General features: G+C 50.7%; 17 protein-coding genes. 12 read left to right on the forward strand and 5 right to left on the reverse strand.

What is annotated here, in order from left to right:
- Positions 1–133: 133 nt before the first annotated feature.
- From INT19_RS06935 to INT19_RS06955, 5 genes are all read right to left on the reverse strand, one after another.
- The gene (locus INT19_RS06935; protein WP_193060222.1) at positions 134–1,093 is read right to left on the reverse strand and encodes an ABC transporter ATP-binding protein; all 960 of its coding nucleotides are present in this window, start codon (positions 1,091–1,093) and stop codon (positions 134–136) included.
- A gap of 224 nt (positions 1,094–1,317) precedes the next feature.
- Positions 1,318–2,415: a chain-length determining protein gene (locus INT19_RS06940; RefSeq protein WP_193060223.1), complete on the reverse strand. Its 1,098-nt coding sequence runs from the start codon at positions 2,413–2,415 to the stop codon at positions 1,318–1,320.
- 3 nt (positions 2,416–2,418) lie between these two features.
- Positions 2,419–3,228, reverse strand: coding sequence for an ABC transporter permease (locus tag INT19_RS06945; protein ID WP_193060224.1), 810 nt, complete (start codon positions 3,226–3,228; stop codon positions 2,419–2,421).
- A 77-nt stretch (positions 3,229–3,305) separates the two neighbouring features.
- Complete coding sequence (locus INT19_RS06950; RefSeq protein ID WP_193060225.1) at positions 3,306–5,033, reverse strand: polysaccharide biosynthesis/export family protein; 1,728 nt, start codon at positions 5,031–5,033, stop codon at positions 3,306–3,308.
- Positions 5,033–5,458, reverse strand: coding sequence for a DVU3141 family protein (locus INT19_RS06955; RefSeq protein ID WP_193060226.1), 426 nt, complete (start codon positions 5,456–5,458; stop codon positions 5,033–5,035). Before INT19_RS06955 ends, INT19_RS06950 begins: the two co-directional genes overlap by 1 nt.
- Before the next feature lie 225 nt (positions 5,459–5,683).
- Here INT19_RS06955 and INT19_RS19835 point away from each other — a divergent pair, with 225 nt between their 5' ends.
- The 12 genes from INT19_RS19835 to tnpC form a co-directional block, all read left to right on the forward strand.
- Positions 5,684–5,926 carry a transposase gene (locus tag INT19_RS19835; protein WP_193060227.1) on the forward strand — a complete coding sequence of 81 codons (243 nt, stop codon included), beginning with the start codon at positions 5,684–5,686 and terminating at the stop codon, positions 5,924–5,926.
- 816 nt (positions 5,927–6,742) lie between these two features.
- On the forward strand, positions 6,743–7,507 hold the full coding sequence (locus INT19_RS06965; RefSeq protein WP_193060228.1) for a hypothetical protein: 765 nt from the start codon (positions 6,743–6,745) through the stop codon (positions 7,505–7,507).
- 1 nt (position 7,508) lies between these two features.
- On the forward strand, positions 7,509–9,863 hold the full coding sequence (locus INT19_RS06970) for a hypothetical protein (protein ID WP_193060229.1): 2,355 nt from the start codon (positions 7,509–7,511) through the stop codon (positions 9,861–9,863).
- Positions 9,851–12,187: a site-specific integrase gene (locus INT19_RS06975; protein ID WP_193060230.1), complete on the forward strand. Its 2,337-nt coding sequence runs from the start codon at positions 9,851–9,853 to the stop codon at positions 12,185–12,187. The genes INT19_RS06970 and INT19_RS06975 overlap by 13 nt, the downstream gene beginning before the upstream one ends.
- A 381-nt stretch (positions 12,188–12,568) precedes the next feature.
- Positions 12,569–12,751, forward strand: a complete 183-nt coding sequence (locus INT19_RS06980) for a hypothetical protein (protein ID WP_193060231.1) — start codon at positions 12,569–12,571, stop codon at positions 12,749–12,751.
- Positions 12,748–13,353 carry a hypothetical protein gene (locus tag INT19_RS06985; protein WP_193060232.1) on the forward strand — a complete coding sequence of 202 codons (606 nt, stop codon included), beginning with the start codon at positions 12,748–12,750 and terminating at the stop codon, positions 13,351–13,353. Before INT19_RS06980 ends, INT19_RS06985 begins: the two co-directional genes overlap by 4 nt.
- Positions 13,350–14,891, forward strand: a complete 1,542-nt coding sequence (locus tag INT19_RS06990; RefSeq protein WP_193060233.1) for a DEAD/DEAH box helicase — start codon at positions 13,350–13,352, stop codon at positions 14,889–14,891. The genes INT19_RS06985 and INT19_RS06990 overlap by 4 nt, the downstream gene beginning before the upstream one ends.
- Before the next feature lie 12 nt (positions 14,892–14,903).
- Positions 14,904–15,887, forward strand: a complete 984-nt coding sequence (locus INT19_RS06995; RefSeq protein WP_193060234.1) for a site-specific integrase — start codon at positions 14,904–14,906, stop codon at positions 15,885–15,887.
- A 168-nt stretch (positions 15,888–16,055) separates the two neighbouring features.
- A complete protein-coding gene (locus INT19_RS07000; RefSeq protein WP_193060235.1) occupies positions 16,056–17,618 on the forward strand; it encodes an ATP-binding protein in 1,563 nt (520 codons plus the stop codon).
- 172 nt (positions 17,619–17,790) lie between these two features.
- The gene (gene tnpA / locus INT19_RS07005; protein ID WP_193060236.1) at positions 17,791–18,111 is read left to right on the forward strand and encodes an IS66 family insertion sequence element accessory protein TnpA; all 321 of its coding nucleotides are present in this window, start codon (positions 17,791–17,793) and stop codon (positions 18,109–18,111) included.
- Positions 18,112–18,143: 32 nt separating this feature from the next.
- On the forward strand, positions 18,144–18,479 hold the full coding sequence (gene tnpB, locus INT19_RS07010; protein WP_035560887.1) for an IS66 family insertion sequence element accessory protein TnpB: 336 nt from the start codon (positions 18,144–18,146) through the stop codon (positions 18,477–18,479).
- Positions 18,480–18,535: 56 nt separating this feature from the next.
- Positions 18,536–19,968: IS66 family transposase (gene tnpC, locus INT19_RS07015; RefSeq protein WP_226924516.1), on the forward strand; the 1,433-nt coding region annotated here is incomplete at its 3' end.

The raw sequence follows: 19,968 nt of genomic DNA on the forward strand, positions 1-19,968 counted from the left end.
CTGAAAGCCGCATCATGGCGCGGGTTTTCATGCATTTTCCCTGCCTCGCAAGCTCGGGCAGCCGTTAGAATAGCGCATCACGCTACGCGTCGATGCGTAGGATGCGCGGCTCAATTGCTCAACTTAACTGCTTTTATTCACTCTCTTTCGTTTCTAACTGCTCAAGATGTTTTTTCACTTTATACACAGCCGAGCGGCGCTTTTTTATATCGGCTTCCATAACTTTTTTTACACTCTCTGCCAAGCCTTCTTTCTCAATAAGCGCAAATGCTTTTTTTGCTTCTGATAGCGCTTTTCTACGCGTTGCAAGCAGCTTTTTCGCTTCTTCTATATTGTTCGGTAACGGTGCCGCTTTTTTTGATGGTGTTGATGGTTTTGGCTTAACGGATGCTTTTTCTTTTTCGGGTTTGATACCGCGCGCTGCTTGCTTTTCATCGCTGTCTTTATGGTACGTTTCAATCGCTTCATTGACATCGTCGTACCAATATACGAGACCCTGCTTTATGTATAACCCTGCTTGGCATAGGTCTTTCAAAATTCCTTCCGAGTGAGATACCATGATGAGCGAAGATTGGCCAACTTTGGATTCAAATAGCTGTTTTGCTTTAGCTTTAAACGCTCGATCGCCAACCGCAGTGGCTTCATCGGAAATATAAATATCAAAATCAAACGCCAAGGAAAGTCCAAACGAAATACGTGACTTCATGCCTGATGAGTAAGTACGAATAGGCTCATCGAAGGCTGGGCCTATTTCTGCAAACTCTTCTACGAACTTGATTACTCGTTTGACTTCATTTGGGCCACTCCCTTGAACTCTAGCAACAAATTTTACGTTTTGTCGGCCCGTCATATTGCCTTGCATACCACCAGAAAGCCCTACCGGCCACGACACTCGAGTATGACGAATGACTTCGCCGCGTTCTGGGGTATCCATACCAGCAATCAGTCGCAGAAGCGTGGATTTCCCTGCCCCGTTGGCTCCTATTAAGCCAACACTAACACCCTGTGGAATAGTGACATTGACGTCTTTTAGTACCCAGTCGCTACCATGGTGATTGTGGTAACGCTTATAGAGATTCTTAATTTCGATCATTTGGGATTCGAAGCCGGTGGTGTTTCTAAAAACGTTTTAGCTTGCAGCGTAACTTTGGGCGCACCCAAAAGCGGCACTAGTGTTGGCTGGGCGCCTTTGGACGGCTGCGTACCCATCGCCGTGCGCATCAACTTGTTTGTTTCTCTTGAACTCGTTACACCGCACTGTAAGAACAGATACGGACGTTATTACGTCAGAGCACCTGCACTACAAAGAACTACGCATTAATCTCGATGGTCTTTCACAATCATGATAATCATGCTGAGGATGAAGGCTAGGAAGATGGTGATGATGGCGAAGACGCTGCTGTTGTAAAGGCGGTTAGGTTCTGTGGGATATTCTGGGAATAGCGGGCTTTGTAACACACTAACTTGTTTGAGCTGGCGAGCAGCGTCTAAGCGAGTGTTTTCTAGTGCAGCTAGGGCACTAGAGTAGGTTTCCTGAGCGAACTGAGCTTGCAGCTCTAAAGTTTCGTACTCAGCAGAGATGCGGTTAAGCGAATTTCCAGCCGCTTGCGCTAGGCGGTCGCGCTGTTCGACAATTTGATCACGTAGCGCGGTGATACTGCGCTCTACTTGACGGAGCTCTGAAGACTGGGAGCTTTGGAAACTTGCTAGTGCATTGCGCTGAGCCTGCAGGCGGGCTAGGTCACCCTCAAGTGTGGCTACTACTTGGTTTATGCTTTCGACCGTTGAAGTTGGCGATACTAAGCCATATTCATTTTGGAAATTGAGTAGTTCAGAACGCGTATCACGGAAGCGCTCTTCAAGACGAACCATTTGCTGCTCTAAAAAGCGAACCTGCTCTTCTGCGAGCCGATGGCCCATTGCATTCATATGGTTTTCGCCAGCCTCTAGTAGCAATGCAGCCATATCCCTAGCGAATTCTGGCGTATACCCCTGCACATGAATATTAAGAACACTCGCATACTCATCTAGCTCTATGTCTACCCGGCGAAGGTAATATTTATGCAAATCTTCAATCGGAACATCAGGGTTGCGTAACTTAGCAAAAATATCGCCGTGTTCGTTGTAGTGCTGGCGAATATTGAGCTGTTCATCTAGCAACCGTAGCATATCGACAGACAGCAAATGCTCACGCAGAAGTAAAAGATCGGCTGTATTACTACCGCCACCGCCCATCAATGAAGAAAGACTGAATTCTGGCGTGGCAACCTGTGGGCTTTCTAACACCACTGTGGCACGGGACACATAGCGCTCTTCCGCCCATACAAACCAATAAAAAGACACCAGCAGAATGGCGACAAACGCTAATGCCCAGTGAGGCGATGTTTTTACAAACCGACGTAGAGAAACTTGCATGAATTATTTTGCCTTTAACTTATCAACAAAGCGCAGGTGCATTAGCAAACCTAGCGATATTAAGGTTAACGTGAACAGCCACATATAAAGCATGCTGGTGCCCTGTACCACTTCATAGTTTTCAAAAAAACCTAAACGAAGTGTTTCTAACCCATGAGGGATCGGGTTCAGCATTAAGTATTCCAGCAGCCAGTGAGGCAGACTATTTAGTGGCAAAATAACACCAGAAATAATTAGCAGTGGCAGCGAAATCATCCGAATAATTACGCCTATTTCAGGTACTAACGTTGCTGCTACTGATGTGACTAACCCTGCTCCTAAGCCTAGACTCCAGAGTGATAACCAGGCAGCAATCGCACGAATAGCATTATCTGGGTACATATCTAACCCCAGCATTAAGCCACCGCCAATAAAAATCAGGAAAACTAAACTGCGCAGCGACCCTTCAAGAAAATTGCGAACTAAAACCGGATCAATCGGTTGCACTTGGCGGTAAGCGAACAATGCTTTGTTGCCGTCAATTGCCCCCATTCCTCTTATCATTCCCTCTCGTACCAGGGTAAACCCTAATAAACCTGCGATTAGCCAAGGTATAAAGTCAGCATTTGCAATAAATCGGTCACCACGTATAAAGCTGCGAACTGCAATCATAATGCCCACAAAAGCAACGGGTTCAAAAATCATCCAGAACCACCCCATACGATCACCCATCGTGCGAGAGAGCGCCTCACGCACGAACATGGCATACCAAACGCTACGGGTAACTTGCCAAGGCGTACGGGCGCCTTTCGGCGCACCTTTTACATTTGCCATAGCTCTACTTTTAAATAAGTGAGAAGTGAGAAGTGAGACGCGAGGTGATAGTGGTTTTACACCTCACATTTCACCATTTACAGATCAACTGCGACGCGGGTGGCGACGGCGATTTGGAACAGTATTTGTGTCAGCGTGGAAGCTAGCTGCAGGTTGTGGGTAGGAGCAGCTGGCATGACAAGAATTTCATCACCCGGGCGTAGGTTAACGTTGCGGGCATTTTCTACTGCACCGTTCTGACGAACAATGAGAATATGATCTTCATCAGCGCGGTTGGTAAAGCCACCAGCACTTTCAATATAGTCGATCACGTTCATGCCGGGGCGAAATACTGCGGCTTGGGGCACCAACACTTCACCGCTAATCAGCATGGAATCACTAATTTCAGGAATAGTGATAATGTCGCCATCCTGTAACCGAATATCAGAGATTCTATCGTTGTAGGCGACTACCAATCGGCCACTGGGTTCTAGCTCGCGGGCGCGTTCAACGAAGTTTTGGATCAGTTCGGCTTCTTGGGCACGAATTTTCGCTTCTTCGTTGGTGCTAGATTCAGCGCTTAAATACGTGGTTTCTAAACGGCGTAAGCTATCTTCCATAGATTGCTTTTGCTGCTGCCTGACGCTTTCACGCTGTAGTGAAATGCTTTCCACCGCGGTCATATTCTCTGGCACGGGGATGGCGTCTAGCAGTTCACTTAGGCGTGCATCGCGAGGTAAGGCAAACCTAGAGGGGCCGTAATAGCTACCTTCCACCTCGACCACGATGGTTTCACTGCGCTTGTCAGCGCTGAACAGTACTTCATCGCCACTGCGGATGGTTTGTCCGTAGAACATATCTAGGGGGAAGTATTGGGCAAACGGGCCGTCATCACGGTTACCGCGTAACAGCACATGAGAAACACCGCTTCTTAGGCGTGCCAAGTTTACTAGCTCAGCACCGCTTAGCTGGTTACCCAGCAGCTCGTAGCGGTGTTCACGATGAACATCGCCGCCTACGGCAATGGCTGGGCCGCGCTCTTCTACAACAATGGTGTCGCCATCTTGGAACTGCGGGCGGGCAATGGAGCCATTAATAAGGAAGTCATACAGATCGACTGTAGCCACGGTACGGTCGTTACGCATCACGCGAATTTGCCGGTAGCTGCCTAGGTCTTGGTCGATGCCGCCTGCTTGATCCAAAAAGTACAGTACCGAGTCATTCGGAGTGCCCGCAAAGCGGCCTGGATTTTCTACATAGCCAGTCACAAACACCGCAACAGGCTGCACGCCTTGCACGTTGGTATAAACTTGAACATTTTCTGGATAAACCGAGGTAATGGCACCGCGCACGCTGCTTTCTACCTGCTGGCTATTTTGGCCTTCTACATTTAATGGGCCTGAGCCGGGAATAAAGATATTGCCTTGGGCATCTACCGGTAGCACCCGTTCAAATTCAAGAGCGCCCCAAACTCGCACGGTGATTTGGTCGCCGGGCTTAACTTGGTAACCGGCATTTAGGCCATCACCCATCGCACCGCGAAACCCACCGGTAAACAGGTTGGCACCGAACGGCGGAAGAACATCAGGGTTTTGCGGTTGCGCTGACACAGGCCCATACGTTCCGCTACGCCAGTCAGCGCGAGGAGAGTCGTTTACCTGCTCTACCTGCTGCTGGTTCGCTTGGTCTTCCGGCAGAATAGTGTTGGGCAGGCTGATGCTCTGCGCCCACCCCGTACTGCTTATTAGGCTACTGACAAGCAACAGTGACACAGCGGCTAATGGGCGTTTCAACGAAAGCCGCTTGATAAGACGAGTAGCATTCATTAGTAGCGCCCTTGTGCTGCAGTAGTTGAAGAAGGCATGCTTTGATTTAGCACGCGCTGATTAACCCAGCCATTGGGCGTTTCGCAGGTAAGGGCCGTGCGTGCTGCGCCATTTCCAGCCTCTATTACCCGTAGCTGACGGCACTCTCTACCGCTGGCGGCTAGATAAGGCGCATCGGCAATAATTTCGACGTTATCACCCCATGGGCTGCGCGCTACGTTTATTACTGCCCCGGCAGGCGCTTGGGATAAAAAGCCATTGAGGTTGTCATCTACAAGTAGTTTGGCTGAATCTGTGTTTAGCACGTACTGCGCTTGCTGCTGTGTGCTATTGGGATAAGTAGCGCAACCGCTTACTACGGCAACACTTAACGCGGCCAGCAGCATGCGAGCTGGTCGTGCTAGAGAAACAGGGATATTCGACATGATAATTTTCCAGTAAAAAGGCACGCTACCGCCCAGGGATTCATACGGGCGCATTCCCTTGCCCTACGTTCCTGCTCGGTTAAAAAATAATTAGAAAAAACTACGTTAACGATTTAGTGGGCATTGTAGAGCAAACTTGCTACCACCTCCACTTCGACAACCCTTGTACAAAATCTAAAATAACTTAGCATATCGTTTTTCGATGCAAGGAACGGTTGAAATTCAGTGGTTGGCAATTTTTTGGCGCTACAAAAGAAGTGCAACGATGCAACAAAAGAAAAGTTGAACCCTCCGACGATTCATTCGAAGAATAGAATCGTCGGAGGGTTCAAGTGGGAGGTCGAGGTTTTGGAATTTGGTGGCGAAGCCGATCACGTTCACTTGCTTCTTGGCCTTAATCCTACGATTCAGCCTTCCAAGCTGGTCAACAGCCTGAAAACGGTGACCAGCAGGTGGCTTCGGGCCTAGTTCGCCGTGCATTTGGCGCAGTTTTATTGGAAACCGGTGTTCTAGAGTCGGGCCTACTGTTTGCTGACGGCTGGTGGTGCGCCTATTGAGTTACTGCGCGACTACATCGAGAATCAAGACCGGCCAACGTGACGTTGGCCGCGCTATCCATCGCCACCCAAACCAAGGTTATGAGTGGAGAATTCCGCGCTTATCGTTAAACCGCGCCTTCTCTTTCCGAGGGGAGGAATTGACATAGTGCCTAGTTTGGCATTATTTTTGAGTTTAGCTAACGTTCCCAGTGTGCCTAATTGGGAACACCAGCATTCTCCTAATGTGGGTACCGCCATTACATGGTTGTTCCACTATTCTTAATCGGCTCCCATGAGAAGGTAAAAATCTTGTGGTTTGAGTCCCCCAGCATAAATGTGCCTATCGGGTGCGGCCTGAGCTATTAGCGCGCTGTATTTTATGTCTTTTCTAGTGACAATTCACCTCCTGACACTTTATCACTGCGTGCATACTGGCTAGCTATTGCCAGTCTGTGGCTGTGAAATGTTGCCAGCAGCGTCCGCTATCCTCTGATACGTCTTGCGCTATGTAACCACCGAAGCTTAAAGCAGCCCTTAACGCGTCTATCTCGATGATTCTATGAATTATTATTCATTTTCTTGTGCATTTAGCACTTGAGAATGCTTTTGCTCGCCTGCCATTTCAGTGGTGCAGGCTGACTGCCGCTACGAAAAATTACAAATCGCTCCAAGCGGCTGGGGCACGAAGCAAAAAACTGCCCCTTATTAGTAATAAGCCCAAATGAAATGCGAGAGAGCGATGCACATGGATATCAATTTTCAGCCACTGAATGGCCACAGCTACACCGTCAGCGCACGAATGGAGACACGATCAGTACGAGAACTGCTTGGTCTAGCAGACCAGAGAAGCCATCTAAGCTTGGCATCTAACAAAACACATAATGTTGTGCTGACACACCCTCCCGTACTGTTGCGTCAGGAGGGCGGTGGGGAGCAACTATTAAACAGATCGTCATTAACAGCACAGCTCAACTCGATGCAAAGGCTGCTCAAACAGGGCTTTTCATTTACAGAAAACTTGGTTGTTTACATATTAGATGAGGCATCTATAAGTAACGATGGCGGCATGCTGTTACGTTTCTTGCTTGGTAAAATTCAACAACTGCATTACAAAAAGAAAAACTCGGATGGAGAATTACTATGGAAGAAAGCTGTAAGCGAGATATCACAAGACCCAGCTCTAAAACTGTGCATAGAAAACACTTTATTTAATGGAGATAAACTTTCTGTTCGACATTATAAAGTATTGTTTAGCTCTGCTAATCTTAGCGAAAGCTCATTTGCGCACATGCCTGACATAAAGCGTATTAAAAAATCAAAAACCAAGAAAAATAAATGCTCAGAAAACAACGACAGAAAAGCTTTATCAACGCACATTGGCGAAAAAGATGAAAAAAACGTTAAAGCCAGCGTTCAAAAAGAGCTATCCACCATCGAAAAACATTTGGCTGTTATTAATAGTGCTGCAAAAAATGCAGAAAAACAATTTTCATTAAACGTTGAGCTATAAAATGTCCGCTGACCGCCCTTATCCTCATGAAATAAAAAAACAGTGGGAGTCAGCCATTAAGGCTGCCCCCCTGCTAGATGACGAAAAAACAAATCTTTTCAATATTATTGACTATTCACAACCACCAGTCTCTCTGACGACATTAAAAAAAGCAGCAGAGATTTACAATATTGATATTAAATCAATCGACATTGAAAATCTGATTAAGAAGCTACAAACCCTTGAAAATATTAAAAAAGAAAAACCTAGCCATATTGGAACAAACTATTCTGTTTATTATGCACTAACACATTCCTCTCACCTTTTCCAAAGCTCTAGCGATATTGCCATAAAATGTAGACGGTATTTTAGCCATCTTTTTGGCAATGTCGATGAAAATAAGAGCATATCTAAATCAACTTTTTACACCCACGTTCTGGCGGCACGTGATGTTATCTCAGCTGTCATAGAGTCACGTATAAAAATCGTAGAAAAAAGCGAAACACTAGGTTCTGACATTATTACCACGATTAACAGCGATATGCTTAGTGCGCAAAAAAATCGCTTGAAAGAAAAGATCAAAATTTTAAGTATGTTATCCCACAAAATTCTCACGCCTGGAGAGAAACAACGGGATTACAATAGCTCAGAAAAACAAAAAACTGCCAGTAACGTGCCTAAACATGACCCTTGGCACGATGAGCGCCTCAATGTATTAGCCAAGACGCTGCTGCCAAAACGTCAGCGTCTATATATTCGCCGAGAGCGCTATAAACAACATGATAGTGCAGTATCTGGCCCAGCAGAGAATGCGCTATTTAAGATGCGTGATATTAAGCTTAAAGACCCCAACGAGACAGAAGAGTCTAGTGAAAACACCATAGTACAGCGTGCCGCGTCTTCAACACTGACTAGAACAGATGATATTCAACTCGTACGTCGACGCACAAAAAGTTCGCCGACGTCATCATTGCCCGCAATTACCGATCTCGCACGACTAACCGACGTTACAATACATGCAGTTTTAGCACAGCCGCTATACTCTGAACTTAAATATTTCGCTATTTTGCTCTTAACGCTCGGCTTACCACCCGAACGATTGATGCGACTGACCACAAGCGAGCACGTTGACACCGCTACTGACAACCACCATGACGACCGACCTCACTGGTGCACCGCTGAAAGCGTCCTATGTTATCGCCTACTCGATGGCCCTTCGTTAAATCGTTCAAACCCAACGAATCAGTGGGTGCAGCTCACCCTGCCTCCATCATTGACCGAGTTTTTTAAGCTCTTCCCACTCTCAGAGCGCCCGTTTCGAGGCGCCCGCAGCCAGCTCAATCGACACCTAAAACGCTATTTTCGTAACCAACCCGGCCTCATTCCCACAGCCAATCGTCTGAGCGCCAGCAGCTGGCTGTATCGCCGGCCTCACGCCATTGATGATGTCGCTGCAACCGCACTGGCTGGACAGTTCGGCCTAGGCCTCTCTGCACCTGCCGCCTACCGACAGCTATCCCGTAAAGAGCTTCAGCACGTGTTTGATAAAACATTGCAGCAACTAGGTCTGTTTGAGCCCACATTACCTGTCGCCATGCCTGTTAACGCTAATCACACATCGGCGAGCGTCGGATCGGCCGTTGCGCAGCCACCAGAATTTTTCCAGTCGATTTTTAGTGATATTCGTCAAAACATGCGCAGCTCACAGGCAGAGATCGAAGCATGGCAGTCGTATAAACCGTTTCCTGCTGATGCTCTGTTACGCTTTTCACAGCTGATATCAGCACATGAACTGCTCGGCTGGCAACTGTCAACCGGAGCCCGCCCAGTGGGCCCTAGAAGCGGCAACCAACTCGGCCAAAAAATGCAGTGGGTACATGACAAAAATTCAGCGCGGGGGATAGAGTCGCGTGTCATTCCTATTTTGCCGAACGTCCGCGAGAGCATTAAATCACTACATCGATGGCATTCATTGATTATTCATGTCGCCAGCTCAGCAAACGTCGCCATAGGTGATCAACGCACTGATCGACTGGACACACCAGCATGGTTATTTAAACCTCAACGCGGTAAAAAATTGATACTACGCGACATGCACTGGTCCGACCTATCGACTCTCCAGCTCTCGCAGTTGATAAATAGTCCCCGCAATGTTGCTCGGCACTCGTTTGCCAGCTATCTCCGCAACCGTATTTCAGACGCGCAAGTCGACGCGATGCTAGGCCACGCCAGACATGGTCGAATGCTGTCATCACCGCGCTCAGAAACCCCACTGGACATGCAAAATTATTCTCAACTGATCCATGCTCTGAAAGAGTGGTTAGGGGCATGTGGATATCAACCGCTTGATTGGAGTCGCATCCCATGGCATTGCTAAACGCAGAGAGGTTGCTGAGCGAGTGGAAAGAGGGCAGTCACGCCCTCATCCAGGATCCTCAAATCAACGATACACGCTTTATTCTGGACAGCGCGCTAGGTAACGCGCTTACGCGAACCAAACAGTGGAACCATAAAGATGTGGCCGCACTCATAGAGCGTTTTTTCGAGTGGCGGAAAGAGACTCAACGCCCCGTATCGAAACAACAGGCACGTGATCGTATTAATCGCGTACTGACAGCGCTCAATAGCGTGCCCAGCATGCAGGCCGTATTAATGCCGGAGCCCATCGCTGTACATCGCCCCTCAGCACTCCCTACGACACCACGATCATTTTCCCTATCCGAGCAAATGATGGCATTAGAGCGACATCTATTACCCTGGTGCCGGAAACATCAGGACATCGACGCCTGGCTAATGCTCCTCGCCATTCGACTCATGACTCGGCTGGGCATGAGTGAGACGGTCATGCTGGGCACGCTAGCCATGCTGTCACAGAAACATATCAGCGGACGCGAACTCGCCATTCCATCGTCTCCCAATGCCCAGTGGCCTGACGATGGGCATTATCGGATCACGTTGCATGATGATGTATGGATACCACTCCGTGCACTGACGACACGTATGAAGCATAAAGAGACAAACGCGTGGTTATGTGCTGCTGGAAAAAATGCCGACAGCTTAAATTATAAAGAACGACGGAATCAGCTACGACAGAGGCTCAGAGCATCCATAAAACAGTGCCTAACGGAACTGCGCTCACATCCTGATAGCCATGCGTGGCCTGCAGTACGTCACTGGTCATCCGTAGTATCCGCTAGCCGCTACGTTGACGTGATGCGCGGCACCCCACCGCTCTGGTCTACCCTACTGCGCCAATACCCACTGCCCACGTGCACTCCGGTACCACTGCTCGCCCAACACAACGACGCGCATCAATATACACCAGGTGCCCACATGGGCCGGTTACCAGCCCGGGTATCCAAGCACTCTCAAACACCAGCACCGATTCCTGAAACGAGCTCTACAACACGCCCAGCGGGTGTTTATAGTTTCTCTACGCAACATTTACCAATCGATTGGCAGCGTCGCGCTAAAAATCTACTGCAACAATTTTTAGCGGATACGGCCCGACTGCACCCGACCAAAGTGGTTGCCAAAAAACACGATGCACCCATGCAAGCGCTTTTAACGCGCTACGAGAAGCGGCTCACCCGACTGATCGGGCATCGAGGCCACTACCTCGACTGGATACTGCAATTTTTGTATCACCAGCTGCGCAGTCAGGGCAATAAGCTCAGTACGGCACGCACCCTACTCTCTCGACTGACACCGATTACGATGCTATTGCACGAAGCTGTGCTCGACCTGAGCGATTGGGATGATGACGTTGTCCTCGAGCTACACATGGAGGCTCAGTCTGGCACCCAGTGGTCTGCCCGCACGCGGGAAAATTTTATAAAGAGCTTTCGTCAATTTATGCAGTTCTGCCAACACTACGGCATGTTAGAAGACATCTCGCTGCCCAAAAACAGATCAGGCTCACTCGCGCCCAGCGTCCTGCGCACACGCATTCTATCGCCCGATCATATGCAGTTGCTGTGGTGTACGTTGACGCATAACGTTCCCCCAGGCGATCCCCGTCAAATGATGGGACTCGTGATTGCGCTGGGATTTTACGGTGGCCTGCGCGCCTCAGAGGTCGAAGCACTAACACTCAACTCGGTGGTTTTCAGCGCTACAAATGAACAGGGGGATCGTAACTGTTGGGTCGAAATCCTAGGTGGCAAAACAGCGGCGGCGAGGAGACGGGTAGCACTGCATGTCATGGCTCCCCCCTCTGTCATCCACTGCATGTATGAGTGGGTCAAAACACGCCAAGCAGAATGCTCGTCGTGGTCATTAGCGGAAACCGCACTGTTTGGCCCACGCCACTCACCACAGGCCTATGTACGAAAATCATTAATTCAACCCGTCATTGAATGGATGCGCTATATGCTGGGCGAAGATATTGATTTTCACGGACTGCGCCATGCCGCTGTTTCATGGACACTACTAAGGCTACATGCGGCACAACATCACACATTTCGCGATGCTCTACAGCATAAATATCACTGGATGTTTCAACCTGCACCCTTGCAAACCATACTCGAATATTTTTGCGGGGCTGAAGGACTCGATACATTATCGCGGGGCACGTTGCTCTTACAGGCCACCAAGTGGATAGGTCATCGTGAACCTGGCACGCTGATAGAAAACTATGCACATACGTTGGGCCTCATTCATAGCGATATACTGGCACCAAAAACCAAACTAACAGGCTAAAAGCCTCCAACTTTAAATCATGCGCGCCCTAGCATCCTATTTGCTAGAGCAGCTGTTATGAACATGCCCCACATTCCAATCAGGCCATGCCTATGATCGAAGAAAAAACGCAACTACTTTACAAGTCAAAAAAGCCCTGATATTTTTACAGTCGTTAAGATAATTATCTTAGCCAGGTTTGGCGACCTGATACCACAAAGGCGTATTAGTGTCTTTATCATGGTAGACACTGAGATAACGTACACCATGTCTATGGTGGTCGTGCGTGGGAGACCTTAGAGTCTGCCGGTTTCCTTTGTGTCCGGTTCGCCAACCTGCGTACGGCCGCCTCCATGTTGTTTGGCGACAACGGGGACGGCTCTAACACAAAGGAGCTTACCCATGGCACTAAGTATCGTCACGTCCCTTCATTATAAAAAGCCACTTTCTTCTGCTTCGTTACTCGTTAATACCTACCCCGCTTGTTCTCACCCTTCACATATTTCACTACTGCGTATTTCGACGCTTAATTGTCGCGCTGCCGTCTTTGTGCCAGCAGATAATGCTGAGGAGGTGCGCTCATGAGCCAAATCACCTCTTCCTCACTACCACCTCGTAAACCACGTCACAATAATCCACTAGGGCGTATGATCGCAGAAGCGCTAGACAGCCAGCTGCTCCACTACGCTTACACCAACACTGAATTCACTATTCCAGACGTACGCGACGCTTTGCATGCCATGCCAGAGTTCAGCGACTACGACAGAACTCGGTTGCGCTACTATGTTCGCGATCGCGTACATGCACTAGAACGTCTAGGACTTGCGACTCGCGTAGGGATGGCCGATAAAAAACGCGCTATTTTCCGCTTACACTTTGATGCGGAAGAAACAGCTTGTGAACAACCAACCGCCGAGGAGCTGTCACCGCTTTCAGCGCTGTCTAGCACCACTGACGATCTCCTTACCTTTCTTGAAAAAGACCGCCAGCATCTCAACGCTTGCATGCATGTCGCGATCAGCGAGGCTGAGTATTACAAGAAAATTCTCGACCAATATCCCACTGAAAAAGCACGCATCACTCCTCTACTTCAAGCCGCGACAGAAAAGAGCAATCATCTAAAAGGCGAGTGGGACGCTAACCTCACATTGCGCGCTCAGCTGTCACGTCAGGAGTTGCGCTCATGAGCCCCGACTCTCCTACACAACCAGTAAATGACGCCAGCGCATCCATCCCGATGTTACGCCAGTGGCAAACAGAATGCCTAGAACGAGCGCTCATCCAACTATCATCAAAGATGCCACACTTTCTCTGTCAAGCCACGCCAGGGGCAGGAAAAATGCTGCTGGCTGCCGTGCTCGCCGAGGCACTAATAAAACGGAGTGATATCGACTATGTGGTTTATCTTGGCCCCACGCGAGCAGTGGTAAATGACGCGCGGCATACGCTTGAAAAAGTACTCAACCGCTCACTTGATGGTCAATTGGGCTCTATTGGCGTGGCATTAACGTACCACGCCCTTTCCAACCGCTTGGCGTCTTTAAAACAGCTGTGCCTCAATGCGCATGTGCTCTTGATCTGGGATGAAAGCCATCATGCGTCGGCCCCCGGCGGTCAAGCACAACAAGCCAATCAATGGGGACTCGCTCTCATTGCGCTAGAGCGACATGTGCGCTTTACGCTCGCCTTGTCAGGGACGCCTTGGCGGACAGATGGCAGCTGTTTACCGTTGTTACGCTATGTGGAAGCAACGGATCTACCAAGCAATTCCAGCGACTCTCTCTCCCGCGTGCCGTCGCAAAAGCAGCTAATACCTGATTACGTATATACCTTAAAAGAAGCCATTCAAGACGGTGTATGTCGCTATCCTACGATACAACTTGTCGATAACCACTCTATCGGGATGACAAGAACGCATCCCAGAACTGGGCGCAAAGAAGCACGCCAGTACACAAGCATTCCACAGCTGCTCAAGCACCCGAGTGTTCACTATGCCACTCTTCTTCACGATGATGCGCCGCTTCAGCATGTATTAACACTCGGCATCAAACGCTTAAGCACTCTCCGCCAGCACGACCCGAAAGCAGGTGGCTTAGTGGTCGCTGCTAGCATTCAGCATGCCGAGGAGATTACGCAGCGTCTAGAAGATGCACACCAAACAGTTTGTTTAGTGACTAGCCATGATCCAACGGCGCATACGCAATTAGACACTTTTCGCGATGCCGACACGGCTTGGATTGTCTCCGTTGGGATGGTCACTGAAGGCGTTAACCTGCCTCGGCTACGAGTATGCTGTTATCTCAGCCATGTGCGAACGGAACAGTTCTTTCGTCAAGTACTCGGACGCATTATTCGCCGCCAGACCCGCCATGATGAGCACTGCTATTTCTATGCACTTAACGAACCTCTATTGCGCCGGTTTGCTCGACGACTGACTGACGACCTTCCCGATGAATTAGCCAAGGTGGAGAGCACGGGTAACAAAAACCGTGCCGTCGACGACGGGTCACATTTCCATCATGCCGACGCTATCGCGCACAACAGCACTGTCACCACTCAAGCATTTACCCCCTCCGAAAAGAGTGAAGCACGTACCTCTGATGCGAGCGGCCTCACACTGTCTTTTCAAGCTCCTCATCATAGCCAGACCATGAGCACTGAGACAGATGTGGCATTTTCACAGGCGTTTTATGAACGCCTCATAGCTTTACGCTTAACGGACTGAAGGGTACTAGCGATGAAAAAACGCCGCCATCCTCTCCCACCGATTCCAGGTAACTCACGCCATTACGAGGTGACCAACAATCCCATCGGCTTATCGCCTGAAGCAAGGCGTCTGCTGTCAGAAAGCGTTTCACCGAATACAGTGCGTGCCATGCGTGCCGATTTAAGCATCTATCAAAAAGCCGGCGGTATTCTGCCGGCCACTGAGATCGATATCGCTAACTACTTGTCTGCGCAAAATGCGCTGGGTAAAAAACCAGCCACGCTAGAACGCTATGCCAATTCGCTCCATATGTGGCATCGCTATCACAACCTACCCTCACCCGTGAAAACCATTGCCGTTCGAAACATATTGCGCGGCATAAAGAAAAGTCGAAATATGCGTCAAACCTCAGCTCCGGCATTGCGTCTCAAAGAGTTACATCGCCTACTCGATGCGCTAGATCGAAAAACGTTGCATGGGTTACGAGACAGTACGCTGTTTTTACTGAGTTTTTATGGCGCGTTTCGGCGCAGTGAAATCGTCGTACTTGCTTACCAAGATATTGAATGGCGTCCCGAGGGGATCGTTATCACCCTACATTACAGTAAGACCAATCGTTCCAGCAGGGTTGAAACAAAGAGCCTTATGCGAGCACCGGCAGGAAGCCACTACTGTCCTGTCACCATGCTAGAGCATTGGCTAACGGTCTCTGGCATTACGGAAGGCGCACTCTTTCGAGGCATTAGCTCACGCGGAAAACTAAGCGCTAGACGCATGGTCGCCCAGACACTTTACATTAGAATGGGAAAAGCATTGGAAAAGGCGGGGCTAGCCACTGAAGGCTATACGCCCCATAGCTTTCGTGCCGGATTTATAACGGAGGCGCATCTGCGCGGTAAAAGCGATCAGCAAATCAAGCGTGTCAGTGGCCATCGCGATCAGAATACATTCGAACGTTACATACGCATCGCCGACGAATTTGAGAATAACGCGGGAGATTTTTTTTCATTGTGACACTCTCTGGCTGCGGCTACCGGGTCTACTTTTTCACCAGAAGTTCCATCGTAGTGATGCTACGCTCCTCGCTAGCATGCTGAGTGACGTGACCCGCACACGCACTATCGGCACAGCGTGGTAGACTGGTGCCAAAGAGCAACTGCTGTGGATACCTGGAGACCTCGCATGGCGACCGACCAACGTCTTAGACTGCCCATCGGGATTCAGACCTTCTCGGAGATCCGCGAGGGTGGCTACTACTATGTCGATAAGACGCCCGTCATCGAACGCTTGGTTCGCCAGAACAAGTTTTACTTCCTATCGCGCCCCCGGCGCTTCGGCAAGAGCCTGCTGCTTGATACGCTGCGCTGCCTGTTCGAGGGCCGTCAGTCGCTGTTCGAAGGGCTGTATATTCACGATCGCTGGGACTGGCAGCAGACCCACCCGGTAATTCGCCTAAGTTTCGGCAGTGGCGTAATGCGTAACCGAGAGGAGCTGGATATCCACATCCATGAGCTGCTCGACGCCCAAGCTGAAGCGCAAGGCGTTTCTCTGCGCAATACCTCTATCGCCGGCCGCTTTCGGGAGCTGATTCAGCAAACCCACCATCAAAATGGCCGGCGTGCCGTGGTACTAATCGACGAGTACGATAAGCCTATTCTCGACAGTATTCTGTCACACGAGCGTGCCCGAGAGCTGCGCGAGGGGCTGAAGAACCTCTATAGTGTGATCAAGGACGCTGATCCCCACCTACACCTGGTGTTGATTACAGGGGTCTCTAAGTTCAGTAAGGTCAGCCTCTTCTCGGGGCTAAACAACCTCAACGACATTACGCTGGACGCCCTGTTCAGTACGATCTGTGGCTATACCGATGACGATATCGACACGGTATTCGCCCCAGCGCTGCCCGGGCTGGATCGCGATGCAATCCGGGTGTGGTACAACGGCTACCGTTGGGGTGGCCCCAACGTTACCTCCGTCTACAACCCTTTCGATGTACTGCTGCTACTCCAGAAACGCGAATTTGGCCCCTACTGGTTCGGGAGCGCCACGCCTACCTTTCTGGTCGACATACTCAAGCAACGCGGAGTTTTCACTCCTCAGCTTAACCAGTGGGAAACAGAGTACGAGCTACTCAGCCAGTTCGACGTAGATGATATTAGTACCGACGCCCTGCTCTTTCAGGCCGGCTACCTGACAATCAAAGATGTACAGGAACCGATGCTGGGCTACCGCCAATACATCTTGGGTTTCCCCAATCATGAGGTCGAGACCAGCTTGAACCACGCCCTGCTACCCTCGCTGGGCGTGGAGAACGGCCCACGTGAGCGCCGCACGCTGTTCAGACACTTAAAGAACCATGACCTTGCTGGCCTGGAGGCTCACCTCAAGGCCCTCTATGCCGGCTTACCCCACGACTGGTACCGCAACAACCCAATTGCGCAATACGAAGGCCACTACGCAAGCGTCTTCTACAGCCATTTTGCCGCTTTGGGCCTCACGGTCACGGTGGAGGATGCCACCCATCATGGTCGGGTGGACATGACCGTCGACTTCGGCGGCCATCTCTACCTGTTCGAGTTCAAGGTGGTGGAGCAGCTGCCAGAGGGCAAAGCGCTCGCGCAGATCAAAGCCAAGGGCTATGCCGACAAATATCGCTCAGCCGGCAAGCCGATCCATTTAATTGGGGTAGAGTTCTCTCGACAGCAGCGGCAGGTCGTGGCGTTCGAGGTGGAGACGATTAGCTAGAGGTACAATCGTGCCGGTAATACGCTGCAGGGGCAACAGGAGGATTCACTCCTCGCTACGGCGCTAAGTGACGTGTCCCGCGCACGCACTGTAAGCGCCAATAAATCGACATCTACCGCTCTCGCTTTTACCCCCTCACACTGATGCCATCAGATTTTTGTGAGGTGGTGTCATGACGCATCAAGAACGTGAGCAATATTGGCAGCAACAAGTAACCGAATGGCAAACCTCTGGCTTGTCCGGCATGGCGTTTTGCAAGCAACAAGCGCTAACGTACCATCAGTTTGCTTACTGGCGTCAAAAGCTCTTGGCCAGCGCATCGTCAACAAAAGAGCCGGTCGCCGGTTTTGCCACCGTCGCGTATCCCAATACCGTCATCGCAAACGAAATAGATTCCACGGGGCTTGCAGTCTCACTGCCCGGTGGCATCACGGTCACGGGGTTGCACGCGGGCAATGTGGCGTTACTGGGCGACATCCTGAGGCAACTGTGAAACGGCCGCGCTATTTACGCCCCGCGTGGGAAATGCCCGAGATCTACCTGTACCGCGCACCGGTTGATTTTCGCAAGCAAGCCAACGGCCTGGCGCTATTGGTGGAGCAAGAGCTGGGACACAACCCCTTTAGCGGGGCGTTGTATGCTTTTACCAACCGACAGCGGAACAAGATCAAGTGCCTGATGTGGGAAGACAATGGCTTCGTGCTTTATTACAAGGCACTGGCCGAGGAGCGCTTCAAGTGGCCCGGCCCCTCGGATGACATCATGGCGCTGACCGGCGAGCAGATCAACTGGCTGTTGGATGGCTACGATATTACCCTGATGCACGGCCATAAAACCCTGCATTACGACAGCGTCGGGTAGGCCATAAAGCTCTGATTTTTAGTGCTTTAACAGGTCGATTTTGCTACCATCGACGCATGAAAAAACACGCTGAAGCCCCTCCCCAAATGCCTGATCTCAGTGGCCTCTCAGCCGCTGAGGTAAGGGAGCTTGTGGCGGGGCTTCAGCAACAGGTGGCGGCCCAACAGACAGCGTTACAGCAGCGTAATCTCTATATTCAATTGCTCGAAGAGAAGCTGCGTTTGCAGCGCATTCAGCAGTTCGCCGCGCGCAGTGAAAAGTCTGCCCATCAGGCCCACTTGTTCGATGAGACTGAGCTGGAAGCTGACATCGAGGCGCTACGCGATCAGGTGCCGGACGATGTCGAAGCGCAAGACGCGCCGCGTCCCTCATGTCAGCGTCGTCAACGTGGCTTCTCCGACACCCTGGTTCGTGAGCGTATTGAGCTTACGCTCAGCGAAGAAGAAAAAGTCGGGGCGACCAAGACCTTCTTCGCCAAGGTAAAAGAAGAGCTCCATTTCATTCCCGCTCAGCTGAAAGTCCTCGAATACTGGCAGGAAAAAGCGGTGTTCCCGCTTGAAGGCAACGACCATCTCCTCGTGGCGGAGCGTCCGGTTCATCCGCTAGGCAAGTGCACGGCGTCGACGTCACTGCTGGCGTATGTAATCACGTCCAAGTACGCCGACGGTTTACCATTGTACCGCTTGGAAGGCATGTTCAAGCGGTTAGGTCACGCCGTTAGCCGCACGCAGATGGCCAACTGGATCATCCGCCTGAATGACGTCTTCACGCCCTTGATCACGCTGATGCGCGAAGTGCAAAACAGCAGCGCGTATCTTCAAGCCGATGAAACGCGGCTGCAAGTGCTCAAGGAAGACGGCAAGACCGCTCAGTCAGATAAATGGATGTGGGTCACCCGAGGTGGCCCGCCGGATCAACCGTCGGTGCTCTTTGCCTACGACCCGTCCCGCGGCGGCAGCGTGCCGGTGCGTCTACTCGACGACTTCGCGGGGATCCTGCAAGCCGATGGCTACGCCGGTTACGGCCAGGTATGCCGTGCCAACGGCATTACCCGCATTGGTTGTTGGGACCATGCGCGACGCAAGTTCGTGGAAGCGTCTAAGGCAGCCAAGGTTAAAGCGAAAGGCAAGAGCGCCACGCCGGCCAAGGCTGAGGTAGGGCTTAGCCATATCAACAAACTCTACGCCATCGAACGGCAGATCAAGAACCTCAACGAAGCAGAGCGCTACCGTGTCCGCCAGGAACTGAGCCTTCCGCGCCTTGAGGCCTTCAAGGCCTGGCTAGAAGCCAATGTCACCCGTGTGATAAAAGGCAGCCTGACGCGTCAGGCGATGGAATATACGCTGAACCAATGGGACTTCCTCATCGGCTATTGTGCGCGCGGCGACCTGCACATCAGTAACGTTCTGGCAGAAAACGCCATCCGCCCGTTTGCCGTTGGCCGAAGAGCTTGGCTGTTCGCGGATACCTCCCGCGGAGCGCACGCCAG

This window comes from Halomonas sp. 3A7M, assembly GCF_014897875.1.
In the GTDB taxonomy this organism is placed as follows: Bacteria; Pseudomonadota; Gammaproteobacteria; order Pseudomonadales; family Halomonadaceae; genus Vreelandella.

Coding starts and splice junctions, on each gene's coding strand:
- INT19_RS06935 (WP_193060222.1), bottom strand. CDS start 1,093: ATGATCGAAATTAAGAATCTCTATAAGCGTTACCACAATCACCATGGT.
- INT19_RS06940 (WP_193060223.1), bottom strand. CDS start 2,415: ATGCAAGTTTCTCTACGTCGGTTTGTAAAAACATCGCCTCACTGGGCA.
- INT19_RS06945 (WP_193060224.1), bottom strand. CDS start 3,228: ATGGCAAATGTAAAAGGTGCGCCGAAAGGCGCCCGTACGCCTTGGCAA.
- INT19_RS06950 (WP_193060225.1), bottom strand. CDS start 5,033: ATGAATGCTACTCGTCTTATCAAGCGGCTTTCGTTGAAACGCCCATTA.
- INT19_RS06955 (WP_193060226.1), bottom strand. CDS start 5,458: ATGTCGAATATCCCTGTTTCTCTAGCACGACCAGCTCGCATGCTGCTG.
- INT19_RS06965 (WP_193060228.1), top strand. CDS start 6,743: ATGGATATCAATTTTCAGCCACTGAATGGCCACAGCTACACCGTCAGC.
- INT19_RS06970 (WP_193060229.1), top strand. CDS start 7,509: ATGTCCGCTGACCGCCCTTATCCTCATGAAATAAAAAAACAGTGGGAG.
- INT19_RS06975 (WP_193060230.1), top strand. CDS start 9,851: ATGGCATTGCTAAACGCAGAGAGGTTGCTGAGCGAGTGGAAAGAGGGC.
- INT19_RS06980 (WP_193060231.1), top strand. CDS start 12,569: ATGGCACTAAGTATCGTCACGTCCCTTCATTATAAAAAGCCACTTTCT.
- INT19_RS06985 (WP_193060232.1), top strand. CDS start 12,748: ATGAGCCAAATCACCTCTTCCTCACTACCACCTCGTAAACCACGTCAC.
- INT19_RS06990 (WP_193060233.1), top strand. CDS start 13,350: ATGAGCCCCGACTCTCCTACACAACCAGTAAATGACGCCAGCGCATCC.
- INT19_RS06995 (WP_193060234.1), top strand. CDS start 14,904: ATGAAAAAACGCCGCCATCCTCTCCCACCGATTCCAGGTAACTCACGC.
- INT19_RS07000 (WP_193060235.1), top strand. CDS start 16,056: ATGGCGACCGACCAACGTCTTAGACTGCCCATCGGGATTCAGACCTTC.
- tnpA (WP_193060236.1), top strand. CDS start 17,791: ATGACGCATCAAGAACGTGAGCAATATTGGCAGCAACAAGTAACCGAA.
- tnpB (WP_035560887.1), top strand. CDS start 18,144: ATGCCCGAGATCTACCTGTACCGCGCACCGGTTGATTTTCGCAAGCAA.